Annotated in this window: 29 protein-coding genes and 1 other annotated feature; all 29 genes read right to left on the bottom strand. The window is 49.2% G+C overall.

Annotation, left to right across the window (positions count from 1 at the left end; all coding sequences use genetic code 11):
- Nucleotides 1-11 precede the first annotated feature (11 nt).
- Nucleotides 12-380 carry a 50S ribosomal protein L18 gene (rplR, locus tag K2F33_RS03755; RefSeq protein WP_076176749.1) on the bottom strand — a complete coding sequence of 123 codons (369 nt, stop codon included), beginning with the start codon at nt 378-380 and terminating at the stop codon, nt 12-14.
- 84 nt (nt 381-464) lie between these two features.
- The gene (gene rplF / locus K2F33_RS03760) at nt 465-1,007 is read right to left on the bottom strand and encodes a 50S ribosomal protein L6 (protein ID WP_076176748.1); all 543 of its coding nucleotides are present in this window, start codon (nt 1,005-1,007) and stop codon (nt 465-467) included.
- A gap of 30 nt (nt 1,008-1,037) precedes the next feature.
- Nucleotides 1,038-1,436, bottom strand: a complete 399-nt coding sequence (rpsH, locus tag K2F33_RS03765) for a 30S ribosomal protein S8 (RefSeq protein ID WP_076176747.1) — start codon at nt 1,434-1,436, stop codon at nt 1,038-1,040.
- Nucleotides 1,437-1,469: 33 nt separating this feature from the next.
- Nucleotides 1,470-1,655 (bottom strand): type Z 30S ribosomal protein S14, encoded by a 186-nt coding sequence (locus tag K2F33_RS03770; RefSeq protein WP_013312154.1) that lies wholly within the window; start codon nt 1,653-1,655, stop codon nt 1,470-1,472.
- A gap of 46 nt (nt 1,656-1,701) precedes the next feature.
- Complete coding sequence (gene rplE, locus K2F33_RS03775; RefSeq protein ID WP_076176746.1) at nt 1,702-2,244, bottom strand: 50S ribosomal protein L5; 543 nt, start codon at nt 2,242-2,244, stop codon at nt 1,702-1,704.
- 31 nt (nt 2,245-2,275) lie between these two features.
- Nucleotides 2,276-2,629: a 50S ribosomal protein L24 gene (gene rplX, locus K2F33_RS03780; RefSeq protein ID WP_076176745.1), complete on the bottom strand. Its 354-nt coding sequence runs from the start codon at nt 2,627-2,629 to the stop codon at nt 2,276-2,278.
- Nucleotides 2,630-2,705: 76 nt separating this feature from the next.
- On the bottom strand, nt 2,706-3,074 hold the full coding sequence (rplN, locus tag K2F33_RS03785) for a 50S ribosomal protein L14 (protein WP_076176744.1): 369 nt from the start codon (nt 3,072-3,074) through the stop codon (nt 2,706-2,708).
- A gap of 36 nt (nt 3,075-3,110) precedes the next feature.
- A complete protein-coding gene (gene rpsQ / locus K2F33_RS03790) occupies nt 3,111-3,377 on the bottom strand; it encodes a 30S ribosomal protein S17 (RefSeq protein ID WP_025336666.1) in 267 nt (88 codons plus the stop codon).
- 44 nt (nt 3,378-3,421) lie between these two features.
- Nucleotides 3,422-3,619, bottom strand: a complete 198-nt coding sequence (rpmC, locus tag K2F33_RS03795; protein WP_076176743.1) for a 50S ribosomal protein L29 — start codon at nt 3,617-3,619, stop codon at nt 3,422-3,424.
- Nucleotides 3,609-4,043 carry a 50S ribosomal protein L16 gene (gene rplP / locus K2F33_RS03800; protein WP_076176742.1) on the bottom strand — a complete coding sequence of 145 codons (435 nt, stop codon included), beginning with the start codon at nt 4,041-4,043 and terminating at the stop codon, nt 3,609-3,611. Before rplP ends, rpmC begins: the two co-directional genes overlap by 11 nt.
- A 2-nt stretch (nt 4,044-4,045) precedes the next feature.
- A complete protein-coding gene (rpsC, locus tag K2F33_RS03805; RefSeq protein ID WP_076176741.1) occupies nt 4,046-4,711 on the bottom strand; it encodes a 30S ribosomal protein S3 in 666 nt (221 codons plus the stop codon).
- A 13-nt stretch (nt 4,712-4,724) separates the two neighbouring features.
- Nucleotides 4,725-5,057, bottom strand: a complete 333-nt coding sequence (rplV, locus tag K2F33_RS03810) for a 50S ribosomal protein L22 (RefSeq protein WP_076176740.1) — start codon at nt 5,055-5,057, stop codon at nt 4,725-4,727.
- Between the two features lie 35 nt (nt 5,058-5,092).
- Nucleotides 5,093-5,371, bottom strand: a complete 279-nt coding sequence (gene rpsS, locus K2F33_RS03815; protein WP_076176739.1) for a 30S ribosomal protein S19 — start codon at nt 5,369-5,371, stop codon at nt 5,093-5,095.
- 70 nt (nt 5,372-5,441) lie between these two features.
- Nucleotides 5,442-6,272, bottom strand: a complete 831-nt coding sequence (gene rplB, locus K2F33_RS03820; RefSeq protein ID WP_076176738.1) for a 50S ribosomal protein L2 — start codon at nt 6,270-6,272, stop codon at nt 5,442-5,444.
- Between the two features lie 12 nt (nt 6,273-6,284).
- A complete protein-coding gene (gene rplW / locus K2F33_RS03825; protein ID WP_076176737.1) occupies nt 6,285-6,578 on the bottom strand; it encodes a 50S ribosomal protein L23 in 294 nt (97 codons plus the stop codon).
- Entirely contained in the window at nt 6,578-7,201 is a 624-nt protein-coding gene (rplD, locus tag K2F33_RS03830) for a 50S ribosomal protein L4 (protein WP_076176736.1), read from the bottom strand. The genes rplW and rplD overlap by 1 nt, the downstream gene beginning before the upstream one ends.
- A gap of 26 nt (nt 7,202-7,227) precedes the next feature.
- Complete coding sequence (gene rplC, locus K2F33_RS03835; protein ID WP_076176735.1) at nt 7,228-7,851, bottom strand: 50S ribosomal protein L3; 624 nt, start codon at nt 7,849-7,851, stop codon at nt 7,228-7,230.
- A 36-nt stretch (nt 7,852-7,887) separates the two neighbouring features.
- Entirely contained in the window at nt 7,888-8,196 is a 309-nt protein-coding gene (rpsJ, locus tag K2F33_RS03840) for a 30S ribosomal protein S10 (RefSeq protein ID WP_005544556.1), read from the bottom strand.
- 323 nt (nt 8,197-8,519) lie between these two features.
- The gene (gene tuf / locus K2F33_RS03845) at nt 8,520-9,710 is read right to left on the bottom strand and encodes an elongation factor Tu (protein WP_076176734.1); all 1,191 of its coding nucleotides are present in this window, start codon (nt 9,708-9,710) and stop codon (nt 8,520-8,522) included.
- A 119-nt stretch (nt 9,711-9,829) separates the two neighbouring features.
- Nucleotides 9,830-11,911 (bottom strand): elongation factor G, encoded by a 2,082-nt coding sequence (gene fusA, locus K2F33_RS03850; protein ID WP_076176733.1) that lies wholly within the window; start codon nt 11,909-11,911, stop codon nt 9,830-9,832.
- Nucleotides 11,912-11,959: 48 nt separating this feature from the next.
- The gene (rpsG, locus tag K2F33_RS03855) at nt 11,960-12,430 is read right to left on the bottom strand and encodes a 30S ribosomal protein S7 (protein ID WP_076176732.1); all 471 of its coding nucleotides are present in this window, start codon (nt 12,428-12,430) and stop codon (nt 11,960-11,962) included.
- Between the two features lie 44 nt (nt 12,431-12,474).
- A complete protein-coding gene (gene rpsL / locus K2F33_RS03860; RefSeq protein WP_076176731.1) occupies nt 12,475-12,897 on the bottom strand; it encodes a 30S ribosomal protein S12 in 423 nt (140 codons plus the stop codon).
- A 143-nt stretch (nt 12,898-13,040) separates the two neighbouring features.
- Nucleotides 13,041-13,292 carry a ribosomal L7Ae/L30e/S12e/Gadd45 family protein gene (locus K2F33_RS03865; RefSeq protein WP_076176730.1) on the bottom strand — a complete coding sequence of 84 codons (252 nt, stop codon included), beginning with the start codon at nt 13,290-13,292 and terminating at the stop codon, nt 13,041-13,043.
- A gap of 159 nt (nt 13,293-13,451) precedes the next feature.
- A complete protein-coding gene (rpoC, locus tag K2F33_RS03870; protein WP_263881024.1) occupies nt 13,452-17,066 on the bottom strand; it encodes a DNA-directed RNA polymerase subunit beta' in 3,615 nt (1,204 codons plus the stop codon).
- An 83-nt stretch (nt 17,067-17,149) separates the two neighbouring features.
- On the bottom strand, nt 17,150-20,695 hold the full coding sequence (rpoB, locus tag K2F33_RS03875) for a DNA-directed RNA polymerase subunit beta (RefSeq protein WP_263881025.1): 3,546 nt from the start codon (nt 20,693-20,695) through the stop codon (nt 17,150-17,152).
- Nucleotides 20,696-21,052: 357 nt separating this feature from the next.
- A complete protein-coding gene (locus K2F33_RS03880; RefSeq protein ID WP_263882282.1) occupies nt 21,053-21,658 on the bottom strand; it encodes a class I SAM-dependent methyltransferase in 606 nt (201 codons plus the stop codon).
- Nucleotides 21,659-21,794: 136 nt separating this feature from the next.
- The gene (rplL, locus tag K2F33_RS03885; RefSeq protein ID WP_076176726.1) at nt 21,795-22,160 is read right to left on the bottom strand and encodes a 50S ribosomal protein L7/L12; all 366 of its coding nucleotides are present in this window, start codon (nt 22,158-22,160) and stop codon (nt 21,795-21,797) included.
- 65 nt (nt 22,161-22,225) lie between these two features.
- The gene (rplJ, locus tag K2F33_RS03890; protein ID WP_076176725.1) at nt 22,226-22,729 is read right to left on the bottom strand and encodes a 50S ribosomal protein L10; all 504 of its coding nucleotides are present in this window, start codon (nt 22,727-22,729) and stop codon (nt 22,226-22,228) included.
- Between the two features lie 112 nt (nt 22,730-22,841).
- Nucleotides 22,842-22,998 (bottom strand) — a sequence feature (ribosomal protein L10 leader region).
- Nucleotides 22,999-23,070: 72 nt separating this feature from the next.
- Nucleotides 23,071-23,763 (bottom strand): 50S ribosomal protein L1, encoded by a 693-nt coding sequence (rplA, locus tag K2F33_RS03895; RefSeq protein WP_076176724.1) that lies wholly within the window; start codon nt 23,761-23,763, stop codon nt 23,071-23,073.
- Between the last annotated feature and the right edge of the window lie 69 nt (nt 23,764-23,832).

Genomic DNA, 23,832 nt, shown 5'->3' on the forward strand with positions numbered 1-23,832 from the left:
TTTAGAAATTCTTAGAATTCCAAGCCTGCTTCGCGAGCTGCGTCAGCCAGAGCTTGAATCCGTCCATGGTACAGGTATCCTCCGCGGTCGAATACGATCGAAGTATGACCTTTTTCTTTTGCACGCTTAGCAACGAGTTCGCCGACTTGACGAGCAGCCTCAACGCTGCCGCCGTTTTTCACGGAACCGCTAAGCTCTTTATCAACTGTAGACGCAGAAACGATGGTTACGCCAGCTACGTCGTCGATCAGTTGAGCGTAGATATGTTTAGAAGAACGGAATACGTTCAAACGTGGGCGTTCAGCAGTACCTTGGATCTTCTTGCGGACACGCAGATGACGTTTGAGACGAGCTTTGTTCTTATCCTCTTTTGTAATCATGTCTTCCCTTTCACTCCTTTCAGTTTTGCCATGACAGCTTCACTTTAAGACGCACGGGGTAAAGAAGGCTTAAGAAATAACTGCTTATTTCTTCTTACCTGCTTTACCTTCCTTACGGATAATGCGCTCACCTTCATACTTAATCCCTTTACCTTTGTAAGGCTCAGGCTCGCGAACGGAACGGATTTTAGCGGCGTATGCACCTACGCGCTCTTTATCGATACCGCGAACGATGATTTTCGTATTTGCAGGTACTTCGAACTCGATACCTGGTTCTGGAGTGATTTCTACCGGATGAGAGTAACCAACGTTCAGGACGATCTTATCTCCAGACTTGCTTGCACGATATCCGACCCCAACCAACTCCAGAGATTTCGAAAAGCCTTCAGTTACTCCGCTCACCATATTGTTGACAACGCTGCGGGTTGTGCCGTGAAGCGAACGATGCGCTTTGTTGTCGGATGGGCGCTCAACGACGATTTCGTTGTTTTCTACCGTTACCTTCATGTCTTTATGAAGTTCACGAGTCAAAGATCCTTTCGGTCCTTTAACCGTAATAACGGAATTGTTCAGTGTGATATCCACACCGCTTGGTACTGCGATTGGTTTGCGACCAATACGGGACATGTGTTGCACCTCCTTGTTCTGTGACGTGTATTACCAAACGTAGCAGACAACTTCTCCGCCAGCTTTGGATTGACGAGCTTCTTTGTCGGTCATAACTCCCTTGGATGTGGAGATAATCGCAATACCCAAACCGCCGAGGACACGAGGAATTTCGTTGCTCTTCGTGTACACGCGCAGACCTGGTTTACTGATTCTCTTCAAACCGGAGATGACGCGTTCATTGTTGGCACCGTATTTCAGGAAAACACGGATAATCCCTTGTTTGTTGTCATCGATATATTCTGCATCACGGATGAAACCTTCACGCTTCAAAATGTCAGCGATTTGTTTTTTCATCGTCGAAGCAGGCATTTCAACCGTTTCGTGACGCACAGTGTTGGCGTTACGAATACGAGTCAGCATATCTGCAATTGGATCAGACATAGTCATTTTGTGTGAACCTCCTTCCCGATTGTAAACTTCTTACCAGCTTGCTTTTTTCACGCCAGGGATCTGGCCTTTATAAGCTAATTCACGGAAACAAATTCTGCAAATTTTGAACTTTTGCAGTACCGAATGTGGACGACCGCAACGTTCGCAGCGTGTATAAGCACGCACTTTAAACTTAGGCGTACGTTGTTGTTTTACTTTCATCGAAGTTTTTGCCACTTAGCCTGACACCTCCTAAAAATTTTCGGAGAAATGGATTTGCGAATTACTTCGCAAAAGGCATTCCCAATTGAGCGAGCAGCTCGCGGGACTCTTCGTCAGTTTTAGCCGTCGTTACGATAACGATATCCATACCACGGACTTTATCAACTTTATCATACTCGATCTCAGGGAAGATCAGTTGTTCCTTGAGGCCAAGCGTGTAGTTGCCGCGTCCATCAAATGCTTTGGTAGACACGCCGTGGAAGTCACGGACACGTGGAAGGGTAACGTTGAACAATTTGTCCAGGAAGTAGTACATACGCTCTCCGCGCAGTGTTACCTTCACACCGATCGGCATATTCTCACGCAGTTTGAATCCGGCGATGGATTTTTTAGCACGAGTAATTACCGGCTTTTGACCAGCAATCAGCTGCATATCATTAACTGCGGCATCCAGTACTTTCGAGTTGGATACGGCATCACCCACACCCATGTTGATGACAACCTTCTCGATTTTAGGTACCTGCATTACCGTAGAATAACTGAACTTCTGCATCAAAGCAGGAGTAACTTCATTCAAAAAACGTTCTTTCATTCTTGCTGCCATGAATTATGAACCTCCTTTCTAAACGATTCGATTAGTCGATAACCTCTCCGGACTTCTTCGCAACACGGACCTTTTTACCGTTATCCAGCGTTTTGTAACCGATACGGGTTACTTTGCCGCTCTTCGGATCGATATGCATCACGTTGGATACATGGATCGGTGCTTCCTGCTCGATGATTCCGCCTTGAGGGTTGGATTGGTTCGGCTTTTGGTGTTTCTTCACCATGTTCACGCCTTCGACAAGCACACGGTTTTCACGAGGATACGCTGCGATGACACGGCCTTTTTTGCCTTTGTCTTTACCGCTGATGACCATAACCGTATCTTCTTTCTTCACGTGCAGTTTGTTGCTGTGCGATTCCAGAACCTTTTTCACTTTCGGCATTTTGTTACACCTCCTATGACTGCATGTCAGCGATTTATCGGGATCCCGTAACAGCTCACTGTCCGGGAATCAGCTATTAGATTACTTCCGGTGCCAAGGAAACGATTTTCATGAAATCTTTGTCGCGAAGTTCGCGAGCCACTGGTCCGAAAATACGAGTTCCGCGCGGGCTTTTGTCTTCTTTAACAACAACCGCTGCGTTTTCGTCAAAAGAGATGTAAGATCCGTCTTTGCGGCGTACAGAACGCTTCGTACGAACCACAACAGCTTTAACAACATCACCTTTTTTGACAACGCCGCCTGGTGTTGCTTGTTTGACGGAGCAAACGATCAAATCACCGATGGCTGCTGTACGACGTCCCGTACCACCCAGCACGCGGATACACATCAGTTCCTTCGCACCAGAGTTGTCAGCTACTTGAAGACGTGTAAATGGTTGAATCATTGAAATTTCCTCCTTTCGGAAAAACTAACTCTATCTTTAGATGATAACCGCTTTTTCAACGACTTCTACCAGTCTCCAACGTTTGTCTTTAGAGAGTGGACGAGTTTCCATGATTTTAACGGTATCTCCGATTTGTGCTGTGTTGTTCTCATCATGCGCTTTAAATTTCTTCGTGTATTTAATGCGCTTGTGGTAGAGATCATGCTTTTTGTAAGTTTCAACGGCTACAACAATGGTTTTATCCATTTTGTCACTGACAACTTTACCGATTTGCACTTTACGAGCATTGCGTTCTTCGCTCATAGTTAGCCTCCTTCCTGATTACAGACGAGCACGGCTGTGATCTATTAACTAATCCCAAGTTCTCTTTCACGGATGACGGTTTTAGCACGAGCTATTTCCTTGCGTACATCACGGATCCGAGTTGGGTTATCAAGCTGTCCGGTAGCCAATTGAAAACGGAGGTTAAAGAGTTCCTCTTTAAAGCCCGCAATCTTTTGCTCGATTTCTGCAGTGGTCAAGTTACGCAGATCATTAGCTTTCATTTGCTTCACCACCCAATTCTTCACGTTTCACAAACTTCGTTTTGATCGGCAGCTTGTGAGCGGCGAGACGCATCGCTTCGCGAGCGATTTCCTCAGACACGCCTCCAAGTTCAAACATAATCTTGCCTGGTTTGACAACTGCGACCCATTTCTCAACGTTACCTTTACCGCTACCCATACGAACCTCAAGAGGTTTTTGAGTGATCGGCTTGTCAGGGAAAATCTTAATCCATACTTTACCGCCACGCTTGATGTAACGCGTCATCGCAATACGCGCTGCTTCGATCTGACGGTTCGTGATCCAAGTTGGCTCCAGAGCTTGCAAACCGAATTCACCGAAGTTCAGTTCAGTTCCGCCTTTTGCCATACCCTTCATGTGACCGCGTTGTTGCTTGCGGTGTTTTACACGTTTTGGTACCAACATGATTAGTTGCCTCCTTCCTGAGCAGCTTGTTTCTTAGCCGTAGGAAGAACCTCTCCACGATAGATCCATACTTTTACGCCGAGACGGCCATAAGTTGTATGTGCCTCAGCCGTACCGTAGTCGATGTCAGCACGAAGCGTATGAAGTGGAACAGTTCCTTCACTGTAGCCTTCCGAACGAGCGATCTCGGCGCCGCCAAGACGTCCGCCCACTTGAGTTTTGATTCCTTTAGCGCCAGCACGCATCGTTCTTTGGATCGCTTGTTTCAATGCACGACGGAAAGAAACGCGGCGTTCCAATTGCTGAGCAATGCTTTCTGCAACCAGGACTGCGTCCAGGTCAGCTTGCTTAATTTCAGAGATGTTGATGTGAACTTTTTTACCGCCTGCAATTTTCGTAACTTGGCTGCGAAGTACTTCAACTTCGGAACCACCTTTACCGATAACCATGCCTGGTTTCGCAGTGTGGATAGTGACGTTCACACGATTTGCCGCTCTCTCGATTTCGATGCGAGAAACAGCAGAATCCTTCAATTTATTTTTCAGGTATTCACGGATTTTGACATCTTCCAGCAAAAGATTACCGAAATCTTTGCCAGCATACCATTTCGATTCCCAATCACGGATGATCCCGATACGGAGTCCGACTGGATTTACCTTTTGGCCCACACGTTATCCCTCCTTATTTTTCAGATACCACCAAAGTAATGTGGCTGGTGCGTTTATTGATCCGGCTCGCACGACCCATGGCGCGTGGACGGAATCTCTTCATTGTTGGGCCTTGGTTAACGAAAACCTGGCTCACAACCAAATTGTTAATATCCATCGAGTAGTTATGCTCAGCATTGGCGATCGCTGAGTTCAGCAGCTTCTCCACAACCAGGGAAGCCGATTTCGGAGTGTGGCGGAGAATGGCGATGGCCTCACCAACTTGCTTACCGCGGATCAAGTCAACAACGAGCTTGACTTTACGAGGAGCAATCCGAATAGATCTGGCATGTGCTTTTGCTTCCATTTGTTTTACCTCCTCTCAAACAAAGAGCTTCGAAATTATCTTCTTGTTTTCTTGTCATCGTCCGTATGACCCTTGTAGGTACGTGTCGGAGCGAATTCACCCAACTTGTGTCCTACCATGTCTTCCGTTACGTATACCGGAACGTGCTTGCGTCCGTCGTATACACCGAACGTGTGACCGATAAATTGTGGGAAAATCGTAGAGCGACGGGACCAAGTTTTGATAACCGCCTTCTTGTTCGATTCGTTCATCACTTCTACTTTTTTCAGCAGGTACCCGTCAATGAAAGGCCCTTTTTTCAAACTGCGACTCATCTATAAAATCCTCCCTTCATCCAATCTTCTCGTTACTTTCGGCACTTCACAAAGTTATGCACAGCGTGCATTATTTTGTGCGGCGGCGAACGATATATTTGTCAGAAGCTTTGCCTTTTTTACGCGTTTTGTAACCAAGGGTTGGTTTGCCCCATGGAGACATTGGCGATTTACGTCCGATTGGAGCGCGGCCTTCACCACCACCGTGAGGGTGATCGTTAGGGTTCATAACTACCCCGCGAACTTCAGGACGTTGTCCGAGCCAGCGGCTGCGGCCTGCTTTACCGATTTTGATCAGCTCGTGGTCTTCGTTACCAACGGAACCGATTGTAGCACGGCAAACTTTAAGCAGTCTGCGAACTTCGCCCGAAGACAAACGTACGGATACGTATTTATCTTCTTTACCAAGAAGCTGAGCTTCGGTACCGGCTGCGCGAACCAATTGTCCGCCTTTGCCAGGCTGCAGTTCGATGTTGTGGATAACAGTACCCACCGGAATGTTCTCCATTGGAAGTGCGTTACCGATTTTGATGTCGGCGTTTGGACCAGATTCAATTTTGTCTCCCACTTTCAGACCTTTAGGAGCGATGATGTAACGCTTCTCTCCGTCTGCATAATGGATCAGAGCAATATTGGAAGTACGGTTCGGGTCATACTCGATCGTAGCAACGGTACCTGGTATGCCGTCTTTCGTACGTTTGAAGTCGATGATGCGGTATTTACGTTTGTGTCCGCCGCCGTGGTGACGAACCGTAATTTTACCTTGGTTGTTGCGGCCAGCTGTTTTGCTGAGCGGTGCAAGCAACGATTTCTCCGGCTGATTTGTCGTGATCTCTTCAAAAGTAGACACGGACATGTTACGTCTAGCCGGGGATGTCGGCTTATACTTTTTAATAGGCACGTGATTTCCTCCTTACTCTACAGATTCAAAAAACTCGAGCGCTTTGCTGTCTTTGCTCAGCGTTACGATGGCTTTTTTCCACTCGGTTGTGTAACCGTTGTAGCGGCCATAACGTTTCGGCTTAGCAGGGACGCGCATTGTATTTACATTCGTTACTTTCACTTTAAAGATCGATTCAACAGCTTGTTTGATCTCGGTCTTGTTCGCACGGATATCCACTTCAAAGGCATACTTCAAGTCGCCCATGTATTCAGCCGTACGTTCAGTGATCACCGGACGTTTGATAATATCACGAGGATCTTTCATTACGCGAGCACCTCCTCTACCTTCTGAACTGCTTCTTTCGTAATGATCAGTTTGTCGTACAGAAGTACGTCAAGAACATTAATGCCGTCTGCTGCAACAAATTTCACGCCAGGAATATTCCGTGCGGAAAGAGCCACATTATCATCATAGCCAGGAGCTACGATCAGAGCCTTACGTTCTACTTTCAGATTGTTCAGGATCGCTGCGAATTCCTTTGTTTTAGGCGTGTTCAGAGCGAGTTGGTCCAGGACGATCAGATTGTTAGCGATCACTTTGGAAGACAATGCAGATTTAATAGCCAGACGACGAACTTTCTTAGGAAGCTTGAACGAGTAGCTGCGTGGTGTTGGACCGAATACAGTACCGCCGCCCTTCCATTGTGGTGAACGGATCGAACCTTGACGAGCACGGCCGGTTCCTTTTTGTTTCCAAGGCTTACGTCCGCCGCCGCGTACTTCAGAACGGCCCTTCACTTTGTGTGTACCACGACGCAAAGATGCTCTTTGCAGCAATACCGCTTGGTTCATCACGTGTACGTTTGGCTCTACGCCAAATACTGCATCGTTCAGTTCCAATTCTCCTACTTCGCTACCGCTGACATTAAACAGGGTTACTTTTGGCATTATGTGTTCCTCCTTTCCTTAGGTGATTATTTCTTCACCGTTTCGTTAATTTTAACGAAGCTGTTTTTAGGTCCAGGAATAGCACCTTTAACGAGCAATACGTTGCGTTCAACGTCCACTCTAACAACTTCAAGTTTTTGTACAGTTACCGTAGCATTACCCATGTGACCTGGCAGACGCTTTCCTTTAGGAACACGGTTAGCCTGGATCGAGCCCATGGAACCCGGTCTGCGATGGTAACGCGAGCCGTGAGCCATTGGTCCGCGGCTTTGTCCCCAACGTTTGATAACGCCTTGGAAGCCTTTACCTTTGGAAGTACCGGTTACGTCAACAAATTCGCCTTCTGCGAAGACATCCGCCTTCAGTTCTTGGCCAACCTCGAAAGCTCCGAGGTCAACACCGCGAATTTCGCGAACGTAGCGCTTAGGTGCAGTGTTAGCTTTTTTAGCATGTCCTGCTTCTGGCTTGTTTGCACGCTTCTCCTTCTTATCGGCGAAACCGATTTGAATAGCTTCGTAGCCATCGTTCTCAAGATCTTTCTTTTGCAGAACAACACAAGGACCTGCTTCGATAACCGTCACAGGAATTACATTACCTTCTGGAGTAAATACTTGAGTCATTCCGAGTTTTTTTCCTAAGATACCTTTCATGTTGACACCTCTTTTCCCGTCTTAATTCATTTCGAATTACAATTTGATTTCGATATCTACACCGGACGGCAGGTCCAAGCGCATAAGAGCATCCACAGTTTGTGGAGTTGGGTTAACAATGTCGATCAGACGCTTGTGTGTGCGCATTTCGAATTGCTCCCGAGAATCCTTATACTTGTGTACCGCACGGAGAATAGTAATGATTTGTTTCTCAGTTGGAAGCGGAATCGGTCCAGATACACCAGCACCCGAACGTTTTGCAGTTTCAACGATTTTCTCAGCGGATTGATCAAGAATTCTGTGATCGTAAGCTTTCAAACGAATACGAATTTTTTGCTTTGCCATTTTAGTCCCTCCTTCTATCGCCCAATTTGGTATCGGACATACTCCGTGAAAATTTTCTAACCCACCGCTCCATGGCAAAGGGGCCGGGTGTGTCAGTAACCTCTCACATCATCGCAACGTCTCAGAACAACATTCACTATTATATATAAAGAATGGGCATAATGCAAGCTTTTAATGAAAAGGTGTTGTTGTTCTTTTCTTCCTATATATAAAGAAAGGAATCCTCCCGCCAGGAGAGGATTCCTCTGTATCTCTTGCGTTTACAACACAGCGTTACTCGTTCCAGCACATCGTTGCTATATAGAAGGCAATTTGCCTTTTAATTATTTGCTGATTGTTGCGATGGCACCAGCAGCTACTGTACGTCCACCTTCACGGATCGTGAACTTCGTTCCTTCTTCAATCGCGATTGGAGCGATCAGTTGAACGGATACAGTGATGTTGTCGCCAGGCATAACCATTTCAGTTCCTTCTGGAAGGTTAACCACACCAGTTACGTCCGTTGTACGGAAGTAGAACTGTGGACGGTATCCAGTGAAGAAAGGCTTGTGACGGCCACCTTCTTCTTTAGTCAAAACGTATACTTGAGCAGTGAACTCAGTATGCGGTTTAACGGAAGCTGGTTTGCAAAGTACTTGACCGCGCTCGATTTGGTTACGGTCTACACCGCGAAGCAGGGCACCGATGTTGTCACCAGCTTGAGCGGAATCCAGCAATTTACGGAACATTTCAACGCCTGTAACGACGGATTTCTTAGTTTCTTCAGCGATACCAACGATTTCAACTTCGTCGCCCACTTTAACCGTTCCGCGTTCTACACGGCCTGTAGCAACCGTACCACGACCAGTGATGGAGAATACGTCCTCGACTGGCATAAGGAAAGGTTTGTCAGTGTCGCGCTCTGGAAGAGGAATGTACTCATCGATGATGTTGAACATTTCGATGATTTTTTGTGCCCACTCGCCGTCTGGGTTTTGCAGAGCTTCACGAGCAGAACCTTGGATGATCGGAGTGTCGTCGCCTGGGAACTCATATTCGTTCAGCAGGTCACGAACTTCCATTTCAACCAGTTCAAGAAGTTCAGCGTCTTCAACCATGTCGCATTTGTTCAGGAATACGACGATGTAAGGTACGCCTACCTGACGGGAGAGCAGGATGTGTTCGCGAGTTTGCGGCATTGGGCCGTCAGCTGCGGATACAACCAGGATCGCTCCGTCCATTTGAGCAGCACCAGTGATCATGTTTTTAACATAGTCGGCGTGCCCTGGGCAGTCAACGTGTGCATAGTGACGGTTAGGTGTTTCGTATTCCACGTGTGCAGTGGAGATTGTGATACCGCGTTCGCGCTCTTCTGGAGCTTTGTCGATTTGATCGAATGCTACTGCAGCACCACCGTAAGTTTTGGACAATACAGTCGTGATAGCAGCAGTCAGAGTAGTTTTACCATGGTCGACGTGACCGATAGTACCGATGTTAACGTGCGGTTTAGTACGTTCAAACTTAGCCTTTGCCATTTGAACAATTCCTCCTTAAATGGATTGAATATAGGTTTTATGTTTGAACTGACCGGTGTTTATGCAAGCAGTTCTGGATGTAATCGTACCGGTCAGGGTTTAAAACTCAAAAGCAGATATTACTCGTCAGATCCTTTGGACTTCGAAACAATTTCTTCAGCAATGTTCTTAGGAACTTCTTCGTAGTGGGAGAGTTCCATGGAGAACACGCCGCGTCCTTGGGTACCGGAACGAAGTGTCGTCGAGTATCCGAACATTTCGGAAAGAGGCACTTTCGCACGGATGATCTGAGCGCCGGAACGGTTATCCATACCTTCGATACGTCCGCGACGGGAGTTCAGCATACCCATTACGTCGCCCATGTATTCTTCAGGCACCGTAACTTCGACTTTCATGATTGGCTCGAGCAGGACAGGTTTACACTTGTCTTTAGCCGCTTTAAGCGCCATGGAACCGGCAATCTTAAACGCCATCTCATTGGAGTCGACATCATGGTAAGAACCGTCTACGATTGTAGCTTTGATGTCTACAAGCGGGAAGCCGGCAAGAACACCATTCTTCATGGCTTCTTCAATACCATTCAGTGCAGGCTGGATGTATTCTCTTGGTACAGAGCCACCGACGATCTTGCTGTCAAACTGGCTGCCAGTACCTGCTTCGAGAGGTTCGAACTCAACCCAGACGTGACCGTATTGACCACGACCACCGGACTGACGAACGAATTTACCCTCAACGCGTGCAGCTTGACGGAAGGTTTCACGGTATGCAACCTGTGGTTTACCCACGTTGGTTTCTACCTTGAATTCACGACGCATACGGTCAATGATGATGTCGAGGTGAAGCTCACCCATACCAGCCAAGATTGTTTGGCCGGTCTCTTCATCTGTATGAGCACGCAGCGTAGGATCTTCTTCTGTCAATTTGCCCAAAGCAACGCCCATTTTGTCTTGGTCGGCTTTGGTTTTAGGCTCAACTGCGATTTCGATAACCGGATCCGGGAAGTTCATGGATTCCAGGATAACCGGAGCTTTCTCGTCGCAGAGTGTGTCGCCCGTACCGGTATCTTTCAAGCCTACGGCAGCCGCGATGTCACCGGAGTAAACTTCGCTGATTTCTTGACGGCTGTTCGCGTGCATCTGAAGGATACGTCCGATACGTTCGCGTTTGCCTTTGGTAGCGTTCAATACGTAAGAACCGGATTGAAGGATACCAGAGTATACGCGGAAGAACGTCAATTTACCAACATAAGGGTCGGTCATGATTTTGAATGCCAGAGCCGCGAACGGTTCTTCATCGGAAGAATGACGCTCAACTTCCGTACCGTCTTCAAGGTGACCTTGAATCGAAGGTACATCAACTGGAGCAGGCAGATAATCGATAACAGCGTCCAGCATCAGCTGAACCCCTTTGTTGCGGTAAGAGGAACCACAGATAACCGGGAAGATCTTAACTTCGCAAACCCCTTTGCGGAGGGCTGCTTTCAGTTCCGGAATGGTGATTTCTTCACCTTCCAGATACTTCATTGTCAGGTCTTCGTCGAGTTCTGCGACTTTTTCGATCAGTTCAGCGCGAAGTTCTTCAACCTTGTCTTGGAACTCGGCCGGAACGTCGACCACCTCAATGTTTTGACCCAGGTCGTCTTTGTACATATGAGCTTTTTGCTCAACCAGGTCGATGATGCCCACGAAGTCGTTCTCCGCACCGATCGGCAATTGAATCGCTACTGCGTTCGCTTGCAGACGATCGCGCATGTCGTTAACGACGTTCAGATAGTCGGCACCGATAATATCCATTTTGTTTACATATGCGATCCGCGGAACGCCGTAGCGGTCAGCCTGTCTCCATACGGTTTCAGACTGAGGCTCAACGCCCTCTTTCGCACTGAAAACACCTACTGCCCCATCCAATACACGAAGGGAACGTTCAACTTCAACCGTGAAGTCAACGTGCCCTGGGGTGTCAATGATATTAACGCGGTGACCTTTCCACGAAGCGGTCGTCGCAGCGGAAGTAATCGTGATCCCGCGCTCCTGTTCCTGCTCCATCCAGTCCATTGTAGCCGCACCCTCGTGAACTTCACCGATTTTGTGCGTACGGCCTGTGTAGAACAAGATCCGCTCTGTGGTGGTCGTTTTACCAGCGTCAATATGCGCCATGATCCCGATGTTGCGTGTATTTTTCAAGGAGAACTCTCTTGCCATGAAAATAGTCTCCCTTCAAAATTGAAGTGTAATTTGTTGAGCCGAATCCTACCAGCGGTAGTGAGCAAACGCTTTGTTCGCTTCAGCCATTTTGTGAGTGTCCTCGCGTTTCTTAACGGAAGCGCCTGTGTTGTTGGAAGCGTCGATGATCTCAGCCGCCAAACGCTCTTCCATTGTCTTCTCACCGCGGTTGCGGGAGTAGTTCACGAGCCAACGTAATCCCAAAGACGTACGTCTTTCAGGTTTTACTTCAATCGGCACCTGGTAGTTGGCACCGCCGACACGGCGAGCTTTAACTTCCAGTACTGGCATGATATTTTTGATAGCTGCTTCAAACACTTCCATAGGATCTTTACCCGTACGTTCTTGAATCAGGTTGAACGAATTGTAAAGGATGCTTTGGGCAACACCTCTTTTACCATCCAGCATGATGCGGTTGATAAGGCGTGTAACCAGTTTGCTGTTGTACACCGGATCCGGCAATACGTCTCTCTTACTAACTGGACCTTTGCGTGGCATGGATATCCCCCTTTCTCAAGTCTTTGAATTCTTATAGAAATCAATTACGATTTTTTAGCTTTCGGACGTTTCGCGCCGTATTTGGAACGAGCTTGCATCCGGTTGTTCACACCTGCAGTATCAAGCGCACCGCGAACGATATGGTAACGTACACCTGGAAGGTCTTTTACCCGTCCACCGCGAACCAATACCACGCTGTGCTCTTGCAGGTTGTGTCCGATCCCCGGAATGTAAGCAGTCACCTCGATGCGGTTCGTCAAGCGAACACGGGCATATTTACGAAGCGCGGAGTTCGGTTTTTTCGGAGTCATTGTACCTACACGGGTGCAGACACCACGTTTTTGAGGAGCGCTAAGTCCTGTCTCTTCACGCTTCAGAGCGTTGTATCCTTTCTGCAATGCAGGGGACTTCGACTTGTAGATCTTAGCTTGACGTCCTTTGCGAACTAGCTGGTTAATTGTTGGCATGTTAGCCACCCCCTTCCCATAATAGTTATCCTCATTACAAACCTCTTTTTAAGTCCACAGACCCAGGCGGTTCATAAAAGAACAAATGAAAAGTCTTTGCCGGAAGAACTCTGTTGATTTCTCCAACAAAAACGTTCCTTACCCTATGATTTAACGATGGCAGCCATCGCTGCGCCCACTTCAATTCCACATGCTTTACCCAAATGATGCATAGTATCCACATAGGTGATCTTCACTCCATGCTTACTGCAAAGAGCTTCAACCTTTGAAACGAGCCGGTGTTCCGCATCTTCCGCCACAAACACTTCGGCGGCTTGGCCCAATTCTACGAGTTTCATCGTTTGTTTGGCACCGATCTTGACATGAGCATCCTGTAATCCTTTATCATTAGACATTTTAATATCCTCCAAAAGCACAGGGGTACTTAACTACTCACGCACCTTTGCTATATTAGCACTTGCATTAGGCGATGTCAAGAATGTTTCAGGAAAGTTTTCGCGGAAGCAGCCCTTTTTCATGCCGCCTCCGCGCAAAACCGCCTGTATAGCAGTCTATTACTCTACTGTTGCCGTTTCAAGCTCTTTGGAGTCCTGATTTTCGGCGTTCGGATCATCGAACTTGACGCTGCGGTAACGGTTCATACCGGTACCTGCAGGGATCAATTTACCGATGATGACATTTTCTTTCAGGCCGAGCAGCTGGTCAACCTTGCCTTTGATCGCCGCATCGGTAAGAACGCGTGTCGTCTCTTGGAAGGATGCCGCGGACAAGAAGGAATCGGTCTCCAGGGAAGCCTTGGTGATACCGAGCAGAACCGGTTTAGCCACCGCAGGCTCTTTTCCGGACAGGATTGCTTCTTTGTTCGCTGCTTCATATTCATGAATGTCGGTGAATGATCCAGGAAGAAGCGGTGTATCTCCCGCATCGACGATACGGATTTTACGCAGCATTTGCTTGATCATTACTTCGACGTGCTTATCGTTGATTTCTACGCCCTGATTACGGTATACGCGCTGTACTTCCTGCAGAATGTAGTTCTGCACCCCGCGGATGCCTTTAATGCGCAGCATTTCTTTCGGGTCGATGGAACCGTCTGTCAGCTCGTCGCCGGCTTCGATTTCCTGACCTTCGCTTACGCGCAGACGGGAACCGTAGGTAACGGAGTACACTTTCGTTTCCGCTTCACCTTGGACTTCGATTTCACGACGGTCTTTCGCTTCGCGGATTTCCTTCACGACGCCGTCGATTTCACTGATGGTTGCTTGACCTTTCGGATTCCGGGCTTCGAAAAGTTCCTGAATACGCGGAAGACCTTGGGTAATATCGTCCCCTGCGACACCACCGGTATGGAACGTACGCATGGTAAGCTGGGTTCCTGGTTCACCGATGGATTGCGCCGCGATGATGCCGACAGCTTCCCCGATTTCCACGAATTTGCCTGTGGCCAGGTTGCGTCCGTAGCACTTCTTACACACACCGTGACGGGCACGGCAGCTGAGTACCGAACGGATTTGCAGTTTTGTTACGCCGGAGTTGACGATCAGGTTCGCTTTATCCGAATCGATCAGCTCGTTGCGGTTAACCAGAATTTCGTTGGTTTCCGGATGACGAACCGTCTCGAAGCAGTAGCGTCCTTCAATACGGTCATACAGATCCTCGATAACCTCTTTACCATCCTGAATCCGGCTGACGGTAAAGCCTTTATCGGTACCGCAGTCTTCTTCGCGGACGATAACGTCCTGGGCAACGTCTACCAGACGGCGTGTCAGGTAACCGGAGTCCGCTGTACGCAGCGCGGTATCCGCCAGACCTTTACGGGCACCGTGCGTCGACAGGAAGTACTCGAGGACGGTCAGGCCTTCACGGAAGTTGGACTTGATCGGGAGTTCGATGATCCGGCCGGATGGGTTCGCCATCAGACCCCGCATGCCGCCGAGCTGAGTAATCTGCGATTTGTTACCCCGTGCTTTGGAATCAACCATGAGCATGATGGAGTTAAAGCGGTCCATGGATTTCATCAGGATGTCCGTAATGTCATCCTTCGCCTTGGACCAAATATCGATAACGCGGTCGTACCGTTCTTCGTTCGTAATCAAGCCGCGGCGGTATTGGTTCGTAACGACTGCAACCTTCTCGTCGGATTCCTTCAGGATCGCCTGTTTCTCATCAGGAACGATAACGTCGGATACCGCAACGGTTACGCCGGCACGCGTCGAATACGTGAAGCCGAGCTGCTTGATTTTGTCCAGAATAACGGAAGTTTCCGTCGTGTGGTAAATCTCGAAGCAGCGGGCAATGATTTGGCCCAGATACTCTTTACCAACAGCGCTGCTTATAGGCAGGTCGTACATGCGCTCGCGGATGTCAGCGCCTTTTTCATAGACGAAATATTTTTCCGGCGTTCCGTTGAAGAGATTGTCGCGGGTTGCTTCGTTAATGTACGGGAAGCTGCTCGGGAAAATTTCGTTGAAAATGATGCGTCCGACGGTCGTCAAGAGCATTGCGTCCTGCTGCTTGTCGGTAAAACTCGTTTTGCCGAGCGCTTTAACCGGAATGGCTACCCGTGCATGCAGACCTGCGGTTCCGCGTTGGTAAGCCGATACGGCTTCGTTCACGGAGCTCAGAATCATGCCGGAACCTTTCTCTTCCTTGTTGTCCATGGTCAGATAGAAAGACCCGAGAACCATATCCTGCGAAGGAGTTACGACAGGTTTACCGTCTTTAGGGTTCAAAATGTTGCCGGATGCCAGCATGAGGATACGGGCTTCGGCCTGTGCCTCTGCGGACAGCGGAACGTGAACCGCCATCTGGTCACCGTCGAAGTCGGCGTTGTAAGCCGTACATACGAGCGGATGCAGACGGATGGCGTGACCTTCCACCAGGATCGGTTCAAACGCCTGGATACCGAGACGGTGAAGCGTAGGGGCACGGTTCAGCAGAACCGGATGCTCTTTAATGACTTCTTCGAGAACGTCCCAGACTTCCGGACTCACGCGCTCAACCTTACGTTTGGCGCTCTTAATGTTATGGGCGAGGCCCTTGTTTACAAGTTCTTTCATGACAAACGGTTTGAACAGTTCCAGCGCCATTTTCTTCGGCAGACCGCACTGATACATTTTCAGGTACGGACCAACGACGATAACGGAACGGCCGGAATAGTCAACGCGTTTACCGAGCAGGTTTTGCCGGAAACGTCCTTGCTTACCTTTCAGCATGTGGCTGAGGGATTTCAGCGGACGGTTGCCTGGTCCAGTAACCGGACGGCCGCGGCGGCCGTTGTCGATCAGGGCGTCAACCGCTTCCTGCAGCATCCGTTTTTCGTTCTGCACGATGATGTCCGGAGCTCCCAGGTCAAGCAGACGCTTCAAGCGGTTGTTCCGGTTGATCACGCGGCGGTACAGGTCGTTCAGGTCAGACGTTGCAAAACGTCCGCCGTCCAGCTGTACCATCGGGCGCAGTTCCGGAGGGATAACCGGCAATACGTCCATGATCATCCACTCTGGCTTGTTGCCGGAGTTGCGGAAAGCCTCGATGACTTCCAGACGCTTGATCGCACGGTTACGGCGTTGGCCTTGAGCCGTACGCAGCTCTTCCTTCAGAAACTCGAGTTCCTTTTCGATATCGAGATCCTGCAGCAGCTTCTTGATCGCTTCAGCACCCATGCCCGCTTGGAAACCATAGCCGTATTTTTCACGGTAGCTGCGGTATTCTTTCTCGGACAGAAGCTGTTTCTTCTCCAGAGGCGTATCTCCAGGGTCGGTTACTACATAAGATGCAAAGTAAATGATCTCTTCCAGAGATCTTGGCGACATATCCAAAGCGAGACCCATACGGCTCGGAATGCCTTTAAAGTACCAGATATGGGATACAGGAGCTGCCAGCTCAATATGACCCATCCGTTCGCGGCGCACCTTCGCGCGGGTAACTTCTACGCCGCAGCGATCGCAGACTACGCCTTTGTAACGGACACGCTTATATTTGCCGCAATGGCATTCCCAGTCTTTTTGCGGTCCAAAAATCCGTTCGCAGAACAGGCCTTCTTTCTCCGGTTTGAGCGTACGGTAATTGATGGTTTCCGGCTTTTTCACTTCTCCGCGGGACCATGAACGAATTTTCTCCGGGGATGCAAGCCCGATCTTCATGAATTCGAAATTGTTAACGTCCAACAAGGAGCAACCCTCCTTAACCTAGTCCTAATGATTTGAACCGTGAATGAGGACGGACGGTATTCCCGCCCGCCTTCACACGGTCTTTATTCCACTCCGACTTCTTCGCCTTCCAGGTTGAGGCTCAGCTTATCGCCGGCTGCCTCGTCTTCATCATCGAGCTCTTTCATCTCGATCTCCTGCTCGTCACCGCTCAGGATCTTAACATCCATACCGAGGGATTGAAGCTCTTTGATCAGAACCTTGAACGATTCAGGAACACCCGGTTCCGGAACGTTCTCGCCTTTAACGATGGACTCGTAGGTTTTCACCCGGCCGACCACATCGTCGGATTTGACGGTCAGGATCTCTTGCAGTGTATATGCGGCGCCGTATGCTTCCAGCGCCCAAACTTCCATCTCACCGAAGCGCTGTCCGCCGAACTGGGCTTTACCACCCAGAGGCTGCTGCGTAACGAGCGAGTATGGTCCAGTTGAACGGGCATGGATTTTATCGTCAACCATGTGGGCCAGCTTGATCATGTGCATGACGCCGACGGTAACTTCACGTTCGAACATCTCGCCCGTGCGGCCGTCGTACAGACGCGTCTTACCGTTGCGCTGCATGCCGGCTTCTTCCATGGTGTCAAATACGTCATATTCATTGGCACCGTCGAATACCGGCGAAGCCACATGAATACCAAGACGCATGGCTGCAAAGCCCAAGTGGACTTCCAGAACCTGCCCGATGTTCATCCGGGAAGGTACCCCCAGCGGGTTCAGTACGACCTGTACAGGCGTACCGTCCGGCAGGAACGGCATATCTTCTTCCGGCAGGATGCGGGCCACGACCCCTTTGTTACCGTGACGTCCGGCCATTTTGTCACCTTCAGAAATTTTACGCTTCTGAGCGATGTACACCCGAACCAGTTGGTTTACACCAGGAGGCAGCTCGTCGCCGTTCTCACGGGTAAACACTTTGACGTCCACGATAATCCCGTCACTACCATGCGGTACGCGCAGGGAGGTATCGCGCACTTCACGCGCCTTCTCACCGAAGATGGCGTGCAGCAGGCGCTCTTCCGCCGTCAGCTCCGTTACGCCTTTTGGTGTAACTTTACCGACGAGAATGTCGCCGGCGCTGATTTCGGCACCGATCCGGATAATGCCGCGTTCGTCGAGGTTCTTAAGAGCTTCCTCGCCGACGTTCGGAATATCGCGGGTAATTTCTTCCGGTCCGAGCTTGGTGTCGCGCGCTTCGGATTCGTATTCCTCGATGTGAATCGAAGTGTATACATCTTCCTTCACCAGCTTCTCGCTAAGGAGGATGGCATCCTCGTAGTTATAACCTTCCCAGGTCATGAATGCTACGACTACGTTACGTCCAAGAGCCAATTCACCCATTTCCGTCGAAGGTCCGTCCGCGAGGATGTCGCCCTTCTTGATGACGTCGCCTCTCTTCACGATCGGACGCTGGTTGATGCATGTGCCTTGGTTCGAACGCATAAATTTGTGTAATTTATGTTTAACGATGTCGCCTTTGACTTCTTTGCCGTCCACGGTCTCGATGCGGCGCACCCAGATTTCGTTGGCGGAAGAACGTTCAACTACACCGTCATATTTGGAAACGATACATACCCCGGAATCCTTCGCAGACTTGTGTTCCATTCCTGTACCAACCAGCGGAGCTTTAGGCACAAGAAGCGGCACAGCCTGACGCTGCATGTTCGATCCCATCAGGGCGCGGTTGGAGTCATCGTTCTCGAGGAACGGAATGAGCGCCGTCGCGACCGACACGACCTGTTTCGGCGAAACGTCCATGTAATCCACGCGTTCGCTCGGCATCGGCAAGATGTTGTCGGACTGCTTGTTGTAACGGACGATAACCATATCCTCCGCAAACGTGCCGTCTTCATTCAGCTTCGCGTTTGCCTGTGCGACCACATAGTTGTCTTCCTCGTCAGCTGTCAGGTAGTCGATCTGGTCGGTTACAACCCCCGTCTTCGGATCGACCCAACGGTACGGAGCTTCGATAAAGCCGTATTCGTTGATCCGTGCGAACGTAGACAAGGAGTTGATCAAACCGATGTTCGGACCTTCCGGTGTCTCGATTGGACACATCCGGCCGTAGTGACTGTGATGGACGTCACGAACTTCGAAGCCTGCGCGCTCACGCGTCAAACCGCCGGGTCCGAGTGCAGACAGACGGCGTTTGTGCGTCAGTTCAGCAAGCGGGTTGGTCTGGTCCATAAACTGGGACAGCTGGGAGCTTCCGAAGAACTCTTTGATCGACGCGATAACCGGTCGAATGTTGATCAGGGCTTGCGGCGTGATGACATTCGCATCCTGGATGGACATTCTTTCGCGTACGACGCGTTCCATACGGGACAGACCGATACGGAACTGGTTCTGCAGCAGTTCACCGACCGAACGCAGACGACGGTTACCAAGGTGGTCGATATCGTCCGTGTCACCGATGCCATGCAGCAGGTTAATAAAGTAGCTGATCGAGGAAATAATATCAGCAGGCGTAATATGTTTAACCGATTTATCAATATTACCGTTCGCAATCACTTTAACGACCTTGCCGTCTTCGATCGGGGAGAATACGTCGATGCTCTGCATTGGAATGTCATCGGCATCAAGCACACCATTGGCAACATGGTACGTCTTGTGTCCGACATTCTTCTCCAGGTGCGGCAGAATTTCGTCAAGGAGACGGCGGTCCACCATTTGTCCGGCTTCGGCAATGATCTCACCGGTATCGGTATCGATCAGTGATTCAGCAAGACGCTGGTTGAACAGACGGTTCTTGATATGCAACTTTTTATTGATTTTATAGCGGCCGACATTGGCCAGGTCATAACGCTTTGGATCAAAGAAGCGCGCTACCAGCAAGCTCTTCGCATTGTCGAGGGTAGGCGGCTCGCCCGGACGGAGGCGTTCGTAAATTTCGATGAGCGCTTTTTCCGTGGAATCGGTGTTGTCTTTGTCCAGCGTGTTGCGGATGTATTCGTCGTTGCCGAGCAGGTCCAAAATTTCGGCGTCGCTGCCGAAACCAAGCGCCCGCAGCAAAACAGTAACCGGGATTTTACGGGTACGGTCGATCCGGACATACATGATGTCCTTTGCATCCGTCTCCAGTTCAAGCCAGGCACCACGGTTTGGAATCACTGTTGCAGTGTAGGTTTTCTTACCGTTTTTATCGACTTTCGTGCTGAAATAGACGCTAGGAGAGCGTACCAACTGGCTGACAATGACCCGTTCTGCACCGTTGATAATAAATGTACCGGTCTCCGTCATCAGCGGGAAATCTCCCATGAATACTTCCTGTTCTTTGACTTCTCCGGTTTCTTTGTTGATGAGCCGTACTTTCACCCGAAGCGGCGCCGCATACGTCACGTCACGCTCTTTCGCGTCATCGACGGTGTATTTGGGTTCGCCCAGGCTGTAGTCGATGAACTCCAGCACCAAATTGCCCGTAAAATCCTGAATTGGCGAGATATCCTGGAACATTTCGCGCAATCCTTCCTCCAAAAACCATTCATATGATTTCTGTTGGATTTCGATCAGGTTCGGAATCTCAAGTACTTCATTAATTCGTGCATAACTTCGCCGAGTGCGTCGACCATACTGAACAAGATGTCCTGCCAACTTTAACTCACCCCTCATGTCTACTCACTTTAAAAATTGATTGCGAACCTCTGTTTGGAACCTTATAATGGATTCATGCAGAGGATTCATCCACAAATAAAGAAAAGCCCTTACCCGAATGCTTTCGAACAAAGAGCAACTTATCCATGGTCTTGCCTTCTAAACATAGAAGTGACTTCATATCCAGTAGATTTGCCCAAAATGTACATATTATACGTGGACATGCCCTATTTTATGCATATCTCCGCATAAAAACTATTGACATTTCAGCCAACTAAAGACAAGAAGCCTATCCTAATACTGACATTTTATAATAATATCACACATGATTTTTCAAGTCAATAGTCCTATTGCATATTATTGAAAAGATTTTGTAGCCTTAAAAATCCGGTACCCTTTATCTTTGGTGACTTCCTCCACCTGTGCGAACAAGCTCTCCAGCTTCGCCTTTGCCGATGGTGCCCCCTGCTTCTTCTGAATCACGATCCACAAAGTTCCACCTTCACGAAGATGCTCATTCGCCTGCTCGAAAATCCGATGCACCGTTTCCTTGCCCGCACGAATCGGCGGATTGGTCAGGATGACATCGAAAGCTTTCCCTTCTACCTGCTGCAGCAGATCGCTCTCCAGAATCGTCACGTTCGTAATTCCGTTCAGCCTGGCGTTTTCCTTGGCGAGTTCCACTGCACGGCTGTTCACATCCAGCATCGTCACATGCCCATCCCCGGCCAGTCTTGCCGCCACCAGTCCGATAGGACCGTACCCGCAGCCCACATCCAGAACCTCGGCCCCCTGCGGAATATCCATCGCTTCGATCAGTACCTTGCTGCCAAAATCAATTCCCTTCTTGGAAAACACCCCGGCATCGCTCGTGAACTTGTAGACTGCACCCCGCAGTCGCTCTTCCAGACTCCGCCGGTCATGTCCGGCTTCGGGCTGGTTGGAATAGTAATGCTGTGACATGCTTTCCCTCCGAATCCTTGGTTTCATTACACAGGATCCCCTGGTTCTAGTCGTTTAGTCACAAGGGATGCGGTTTTACAAAAACAAACCCCTTGAATGATCAAGGGGTTTGCTATGTGCTTCAACTGAGAAGGAATTACTTCACTTCTACAGTAGCGCCTGCTTCTTCCAATTTAGCTTTAACGGATTCAGCTTCTTCTTTACCCACTTTTTCTTTCAGTGGTTTTGGAGCGTTGTCAACGAGTTCTTTAGCTTCTTTCAAGCCAAGACCTGTGATTTCGCGAACGGCTTTGATAACGTTGATTTTGGAAGCACCAGCGTTAGCCAGGATTACGTCGAATTCAGTTTGCTCAGCAGCTTCAGCTGCGCCAGCGCCGCCGCCAACTACAGCTACTGGAGCTGCAGCAGTTACGCCGAATTCTTCTTCGATTGCTTTAACCAGGTCGTTCAGTTCCAAAACAGTCATACCTTTGATTGATTCCAAGATTTGCTCTTTACTCATGGTTGAACCTCCATTTTATAATAAAATTATTTTTTGTTTACTTTTAAGCTGTCAGAACGGGAAGCTTACGCTCCTTGTTCTTCTTTCTCAGCCACAGCCTTAACTGCAAGCGCGAAGTTGCGAACTGGAGCTTGAAGCACGCTGAGGAGCATGGAAAGGAGACCTTCGCGGGATGGCAGTTCTGCCAACGCCTTGATTTGGTCAACGCCGACTACACGGCCTTCAACCACGGCACCTTTCAGTTTCAAAGCTTCGTTCTTCTTAGCAAAATCGTTAAGGATTTTAGCTGGTGCTACGGCGTCTTCTGCACTGAATGCGATAGCTGTTGGACCGGTCAATACTTCGTCCAGTTCAGTCAGCTCAGCAGCGGCAGTCGCACGGCGCAGCAAAGTGTTCTTCAACACTTGGAATTCAACACCCGCTTCGCGAAGCTGCTTACGCAGTTCGGTAGCTTGGGCAACGTTCAATCCGCGGTAGTCGGCCACTACTGTCGTTGCACTTTCGCGCAATTTCGCAGTTACCGCATCTACAGCTTCTTGTTTCGCTTGAATCACTTTTGCGTTTGCCAATGTCTACACCTCCTGAAAGTTTCAATGACTGTCCAGCCGGACTTGCCGGCCGCCAGTTCGATCTACGTCGGAGTCCGCTTCGAGTCTGAGTACTCTTGGCTTCTCCGATTTCATAGGCAAGTAAAAAGCCTCCGTAGATTTACGAAGGCCTGATGAATGATGATTGTCCGGGCAAAGCGCAGGAAAATCATATATATTCTATCACAACACCTCGGTAGGAAATTAAGCCCTTAGGCACCTACTGTCTACGGTAAGCATATTCAACTTTAGTGGTCGGTCACAAGGACCTAAACAACAACTTTTATATAGTAACAGATAACTCAGAACGAGTCAACGATAACTTATTTAAAGGTTGCTGTATTCACGCGTGCGCTTGGTCCCATCGTCGAGGATACGGCGATCCCCTTCAGATAAACACCTTTTGCAGCAGCTGGTTTAGCACGGTTGAGTGCGTCGATGAGAGATTTGAGGTTCTCATTCAGTTTGGCCGCATCAAAAGATACTTTACCGATCGGTGCGTGAATTTGACCTGCTTTGTCCAGACGGTATTCGATTTTACCGGCTTTGATTTCTTGAACAGCCTTGGCAACATCGAACGTAACTGTTCCTGCTTTAGGGTTAGGCATAAGGCCTTTACCACCGAGCAGACGACCCAGTTTACCGACTTCGCTCATCATATCAGGTGTAGCGACGCAGACGTCGAATTCGAACCAGCCTTGTTGGATCTTGTTGATCATGTCTTGATCGCCAACAAAATCTGCGCCAGCCGCTTCCGCTTCCTTCGCTTTGTCACCTTTCGCAAATACCAATACGCGTTGTGTTTTACCCGTGCCATGAGGCAGGACAACAACACCACGAACGGCTTGGTCTTGTTTACGTGGGTCAACGCCCAAACGAACTGCAACTTCAACGGTTTCGTCGAACTTGGCAGTCGCAGCCTTTTTCACAAGCTCTACAGCTTCTGCTGGCTCGTATACTGCTTCGCTGTCGATCAACTTGGCAGCTTCAACATACTTCTTACCATGTTTAGCCATGTTTGTTCCTCCTTTGTGGTTTTAGCGGATATTCCTCCCACATGTGCCGGCCTCATAGGCCGGGTGTCG

It is taken from the genome of Paenibacillus sp. PSB04 (genome assembly GCF_025809195.1).
Classification (GTDB): Bacteria; Bacillota; Bacilli; order Paenibacillales; family Paenibacillaceae; genus Paenibacillus_AQ; species Paenibacillus_AQ favisporus.

What these genes read in the sequence shown, in the direction of transcription:
- rpmC (WP_076176743.1), bottom strand. Translation starts at nt 3,619, where the DNA reads ATGAAAGCTAATGATCTGCGTAACTTGACCACTGCAGAAATCGAGCAA.
- rplA (WP_076176724.1), bottom strand. Translation starts at nt 23,763, where the DNA reads ATGGCTAAACATGGTAAGAAGTATGTTGAAGCTGCCAAGTTGATCGAC.
- tuf (WP_076176734.1), bottom strand. Translation starts at nt 9,710, where the DNA reads ATGGCAAAGGCTAAGTTTGAACGTACTAAACCGCACGTTAACATCGGT.
- rplR (WP_076176749.1), bottom strand. Translation starts at nt 380, where the DNA reads ATGATTACAAAAGAGGATAAGAACAAAGCTCGTCTCAAACGTCATCTG.
- rplC (WP_076176735.1), bottom strand. Translation starts at nt 7,851, where the DNA reads ATGAAAGGTATCTTAGGAAAAAAACTCGGAATGACTCAAGTATTTACT.
- rplE (WP_076176746.1), bottom strand. Translation starts at nt 2,244, where the DNA reads ATGGCAGCAAGAATGAAAGAACGTTTTTTGAATGAAGTTACTCCTGCT.
- rpsL (WP_076176731.1), bottom strand. Translation starts at nt 12,897, where the DNA reads ATGCCAACAATTAACCAGCTAGTTCGCAAAGGACGTCAAGCTAAGATC.
- rpsS (WP_076176739.1), bottom strand. Translation starts at nt 5,371, where the DNA reads ATGAGTCGCAGTTTGAAAAAAGGGCCTTTCATTGACGGGTACCTGCTG.
- rpsH (WP_076176747.1), bottom strand. Translation starts at nt 1,436, where the DNA reads ATGACTATGTCTGATCCAATTGCAGATATGCTGACTCGTATTCGTAAC.
- K2F33_RS03880 (WP_263882282.1), bottom strand. Translation starts at nt 21,658, where the DNA reads ATGTCACAGCATTACTATTCCAACCAGCCCGAAGCCGGACATGACCGG.
- rplF (WP_076176748.1), bottom strand. Translation starts at nt 1,007, where the DNA reads ATGTCCCGTATTGGTCGCAAACCAATCGCAGTACCAAGCGGTGTGGAT.
- rplW (WP_076176737.1), bottom strand. Translation starts at nt 6,578, where the DNA reads ATGAAAGATCCTCGTGATATTATCAAACGTCCGGTGATCACTGAACGT.
- fusA (WP_076176733.1), bottom strand. Translation starts at nt 11,911, where the DNA reads ATGGCAAGAGAGTTCTCCTTGAAAAATACACGCAACATCGGGATCATG.
- K2F33_RS03865 (WP_076176730.1), bottom strand. Translation starts at nt 13,292, where the DNA reads ATGTCTAATGATAAAGGATTACAGGATGCTCATGTCAAGATCGGTGCC.
- rplN (WP_076176744.1), bottom strand. Translation starts at nt 3,074, where the DNA reads ATGATTCAACCATTTACACGTCTTCAAGTAGCTGACAACTCTGGTGCG.
- rpsQ (WP_025336666.1), bottom strand. Translation starts at nt 3,377, where the DNA reads ATGAGCGAAGAACGCAATGCTCGTAAAGTGCAAATCGGTAAAGTTGTC.
- rplP (WP_076176742.1), bottom strand. Translation starts at nt 4,043, where the DNA reads ATGTTGGTACCAAAACGTGTAAAACACCGCAAGCAACAACGCGGTCAC.
- rplL (WP_076176726.1), bottom strand. Translation starts at nt 22,160, where the DNA reads ATGAGTAAAGAGCAAATCTTGGAATCAATCAAAGGTATGACTGTTTTG.
- rplV (WP_076176740.1), bottom strand. Translation starts at nt 5,057, where the DNA reads ATGGAAGCAAAAGCACATGCCAGATCTATTCGGATTGCTCCTCGTAAA.
- rplD (WP_076176736.1), bottom strand. Translation starts at nt 7,201, where the DNA reads ATGCCAAAAGTAACCCTGTTTAATGTCAGCGGTAGCGAAGTAGGAGAA.
- rpsJ (WP_005544556.1), bottom strand. Translation starts at nt 8,196, where the DNA reads ATGGCAAAGCAAAAAATTCGTATTCGTTTGAAAGCTTACGATCACAGA.
- rplX (WP_076176745.1), bottom strand. Translation starts at nt 2,629, where the DNA reads ATGCCGAAAGTGAAAAAGGTTCTGGAATCGCACAGCAACAAACTGCAC.
- rpsG (WP_076176732.1), bottom strand. Translation starts at nt 12,430, where the DNA reads ATGCCACGCAAAGGTCCAGTTAGTAAGAGAGACGTATTGCCGGATCCG.